This is a genomic window from Pseudoalteromonas sp. 5Ae-yellow, from assembly GCF_014077565.1.
In the GTDB taxonomy this organism is placed as follows: domain Bacteria; phylum Pseudomonadota; class Gammaproteobacteria; order Enterobacterales; family Alteromonadaceae; genus Pseudoalteromonas.
On the sequence record NZ_JACGWD010000125.1, the window covers coordinates 1 to 4,377 of the forward strand.

General features: G+C 40.1%; 2 protein-coding genes and 1 pseudogene. 1 reads left to right on the forward strand and 2 read right to left on the reverse strand.

All coding sequences use genetic code 11. From position 1 onward, the window contains the following. Positions 1 to 184: 184 nt before the first annotated feature. Positions 185 to 1,417 (reverse strand): annotated as a pseudogene (locus H4J63_RS19430) (hypothetical protein). Continuing rightward, positions 1,407 to 2,030: a methylamine utilization protein gene (locus tag H4J63_RS19435; RefSeq protein WP_182198065.1), complete on the reverse strand. Its 624-nt coding sequence runs from the start codon at positions 2,028 to 2,030 to the stop codon at positions 1,407 to 1,409. Before H4J63_RS19435 ends, H4J63_RS19430 begins: the two are co-directional and overlap by 11 nt. A gap of 158 nt (positions 2,031 to 2,188) precedes the next feature. Here H4J63_RS19435 and H4J63_RS19440 point away from each other — a divergent pair, with 158 nt between their 5' ends. Beyond that, positions 2,189 to 4,231 carry a glycoside hydrolase family 97 protein gene (locus tag H4J63_RS19440; RefSeq protein WP_182198067.1) on the forward strand — a complete coding sequence of 681 codons (2,043 nt, stop codon included), beginning with the start codon at positions 2,189 to 2,191 and terminating at the stop codon, positions 4,229 to 4,231. The last annotated feature ends 146 nt before the right edge of the window (positions 4,232 to 4,377 follow it).

The window sequence follows — 4,377 nt, forward strand, 5'->3', positions numbered from 1 at the left end:
AAGAAAATTACGCTAGAACTAGGCAAAAATTTTTGTATCTAGTTGTTCTAAATAAAAAATTTTTAACGACGTTATAGTGCAATTTAATTCGTTAAATTGATCAAAGATTTATGCAGGTTGGTATAATCTATACCAATTTTATTAAACTAAAAAGGGAGCTTTAAATGCTCCCTTTTTTATACTTCTAAAATCGCCATTGAGCGTTTAGCATTATTTGCTGCTGCGAGATTCGTTCATTAAATCCAATTGGCTCTCTATTTTTTGCAACACTTTTAAGTGCAGAACCTTCAACCCCTATTTGTAGTTTATTAGTGAGCTGGTAGCGCCATGTTGCGGTTAAACCTTCCCCATTGCTTGCATTAGGATCAAACGCAGTGGTGTCGTTATCTGTCACTTTAAAGTAATCGAAGCGTACAGAAACTCGATGCTTGCCTTCTTTATGGCTTAACATTAAATAATGGCTGTAAAAGGCATTATCAATTAAAGCATTAGCGCCCATTTCGGTTTTACCATTAAGTACCTGTGCTATAAAGCGGGTTTTATTATTAAACTTATAAAGCCAAGCGGCGCTTGTAAAGCGAGTATCCCAAGCATACTGCCCTGTACTAATATTAAGTGTGGTTGGGTCACCGTTATTGTTGTAATAATAAATTCGAAATTGTGATTTTTTTAAGTAATCCCAGTGTACGCCAGCGTAATAGCCAAAACGTCCGTCTACTTCTTCAAACGGTAAAACCTGATTAGCTTACCAGCGTAATTCATACGTATTTAATGCCGCTACAGGCGCAAATTTAACACTTTCGTTAAATGTAGTTTGCCTATCGTGTAATGCAAAACCACGCCAAGCAAGTAAAGTACCGGCAGGGTCATTGCCTTTAAATGTAGCACCTACAAAACTAAAGCTATGAGCGCTGTTAAAACGTTTTGCTGGGCGCTTAATAGTTACCTCTGCGCCAACAGTGCGTACTTCCTCGCCTATCCAGCTATTAATAGCTGAGTTTGTATAGTTATAAGGAGAAGTCCATCCTATATCAGGGTTTTCAAGCGACATAAGTGGATAAAAGCCCCCTACACGCACATGCCATTTATAGTTGCTGTTAGATAGCGGCTGATACTTTACATAAGCTTGCGTAAAACCAAGGCCAACGTCAGGATCTTGATTCGCATTTAACACCCCATGAGCCGACCAACTAGATGCTAAATCAACATTAAAATCTAAAATACCTTGGGATAAAATAAGTTCGTCGCTTTTAGTATCGTGCCGATATAGCCCAAGGCCGCCCTCTTGGAAGCTACGTGTATCGTCACCCTGCACGGCTCTAATTTGTATCAAGCCTTTTACTTGTGCATACAATGCATTACTAAAACATAAAGCACCGGCTAAAAATATCAGCCTCGTTAGCCTATTAATAATCATCAAATTCATCCGTAGCAAAGTCAATTTGCTCCGCAATTTCCTGCTTTACTTTATAAGTGATCGGGTTAGTAGCCACAGTAATAGTTTGAGATTCAACCTTACTAATATCACTAAATCCAGAATGCCAAACACTTAACGTGTATTCGCCTGCATTGGCATTTAAATCAACATGGCCATTTTCATCAGTGATTGCAAAAATAGTACTATCTACCACCACAATATAACCTAACATCCAATCATGAATATTACAGCCAAGCTCAACAACACCCGTTTGATCAAAAGTAATGGGCGCTTTTGGGTGCTCCTTATATAGCTTTAATTCGAACGTTTTGGCTTTAGAAAATGAATAAACATGATGCATGATTGAGTCCGCATTCGGAAACTCTACCTTTGCTTTTTGTGGGACAACTAAAATACGCGGCTTAAATTCTCGATTTTGCTGGGTCATCGCATAAGGTGCTTCTGGAGGAATAACGCTAGAGGGGCCTCCTGCAGTTAGCCATACAACAGCATTAGGTAACGGGTCATTATTAGCATTTTTAATTGTAATATTTGCTGCAAAAACTCCAGTACTAACACTTAGTAAAAATACACAAAGTAAGCTTTTTATCATTTTCTTGTCGCTATTATCAATTTGTTTACATTATAGACCGATTAAGCCACCAAATTCTTTCTATTTTTTAAAACATTGAATACGTATGTAGGCAGTCGTATTAATCATCAACAGTCATTATCCTTAAATGTCACCACCGACTCATCTAAGGACACACCATGAGAATTCCTGCACTTATGCTTTTAGCCTTTGCTAGTAATAGCTACGGACAAACCGTAGAGCTAAAATCGCCAAACACACAAATAACAGTAAGCATCTCTGACGAAAACAACACGCCAAGCTACGCAATAAAATTTAAAAACAAAGCGGTTATAAACAAATCTTTACTGGGGTTTGAATTTAAAACACAAGCGGCCTTTAGCGACGGCTTTAAAATTAAAAGCATTAAACAACAAAGCGTTAATACACAGTGGCAACAACCCTGGGGCGAGCGCCAAAATGTTGTTGACGAATATAACGAAGTAGCCGTTACCTTTACAAAAAACGAGCCAAATAAAGGCACCTACACCATTCGATTTAAAGCATTTGATAGTGGTGTAGGTTTTAGATACGAAGTGCCACAACAAACCGGCTTCGAACATACAGAAATAACCAAAGAGCTGACTGAATTTGCAATAAACAATAGCCATGATGCAACAGCATGGTGGATACCTGCTCGTGGCTGGAACCGCTACGAATATGTTTATAACACCACCGCGCTTAACGAAGCTCCACTAGCTCACACACCATTTACGTTTAAAACAAGTGACGGTACTCATATTAGTATTCATGAAGCCGCTCTTGTTGATTACGCGGGTATGGTGCTTAATCAGCGCCGTCCAGGCACATTTACAGCAGACTTAACCCCTTGGTCAGATGGTGTTGCCGTTAAAAAGCAAGGTGCTTTTAAAACACCATGGCGCACCATTCAAATAGCCGACAGCGCTGTTGGCCTAGTTAATTCAGATATAATACTAAATTTAAACGAGCCTAATAAACTCGGTGACGTGTCGTGGGTTAAACCTGGCAAATACGTCGGTATTTGGTGGGGTATGCATATAAACACGCAAACTTGGGGTAGCGGTAAAAAACACGGCGCCACTACGCAAACCACAAAATACTATATGGATTTTGCAGCGCAGTATGGTTTTGATGGCGTACTCGTTGAAGGCTGGAATATTGGCTGGGATGGCGATTGGTACTTTAATGGCGATGTATTTAACTTTACCAAACCGTACGACGATTTTGATATAGCAGCGCTGACTCAATACGGCAAAGAAAAAGGCGTACAGCTCATTGGCCATCACGAAACATCAGGCAATGTAAGCAACTACCGAGACCAAATGGAAGATGCCTTTACACTTTACGAAAAATCAAACGTCAGCCAAGTAAAAACAGGTTATGTAGCCGATGGCGGAAATATAAAACGTATAGACAAAAACGGTATTGCGCGCCATGAATGGCATGACGGCCAATTTATGGTTAACGAATACCTTTATAACGTAAAACTTGCAGCTAAACATAAAATTAGCATCAATACGCACGAGCCAATTAAAGATACAGGCCTGCGCCGTACTTATCCAAACTGGATTGCGCGCGAAGGCGCACGCGGACAAGAATACAATGCATGGGGTTCACCACCTAACCCACCAGAACACGTACCAATGCTTGCCTTTACCCGCATGCTCTCTGGCCCTATGGACTTTACGCCAGGTATTTTTGATATGAGCTTTAATGGTTTAGGAGGCGATACAAACCGCCCACAAACTACACTTGCCAAACAACTTGCACTTTATGTTGTTTTGTATAGCCCAATTCAAATGGCTGCCGACTTACCTAAAAACTATTTGGCTAAGCCCGATGCGTTTCAATTCATTCAAGACGTACCAACAGATTGGCAGCAAAGTATTGCTATTGATGGTGAAGTAGGCGACTTTATTGTATTTGCCCGTAAAGAACGTAAAAGCACTAAATACTCAGGAAATGATTGGTACTTAGGTGCTGTTACTGACGAAAAAGCCAGAACTGTTGAGGTAAAACTCGACTTTTTAGAGCAAGGCAAAAAGTTTGAAGCACAAATTTATAAAGATGGTAAAAGCGCAGAGTGGAAAAACAATCCGTACGATCTAACTATCGAAAAACGTGTTGTAACTGCAAGCGATAAACTAACGCTTAAATTAGCCACTAGTGGCGGTACAGCTATTCGTTTTAAAGCACTTTAATATGATGGGCCCCCTGCATTTAGAGGGCGTTCAGAATTCTGTGTCAGCCTAAGTTGCTAAATATCTAGCACACCATCTAACCTACCTTCGAAGTGGATGGCCAATTGCGACAATGTCAGATTCCAATTATGGATTGGCATTGTCCA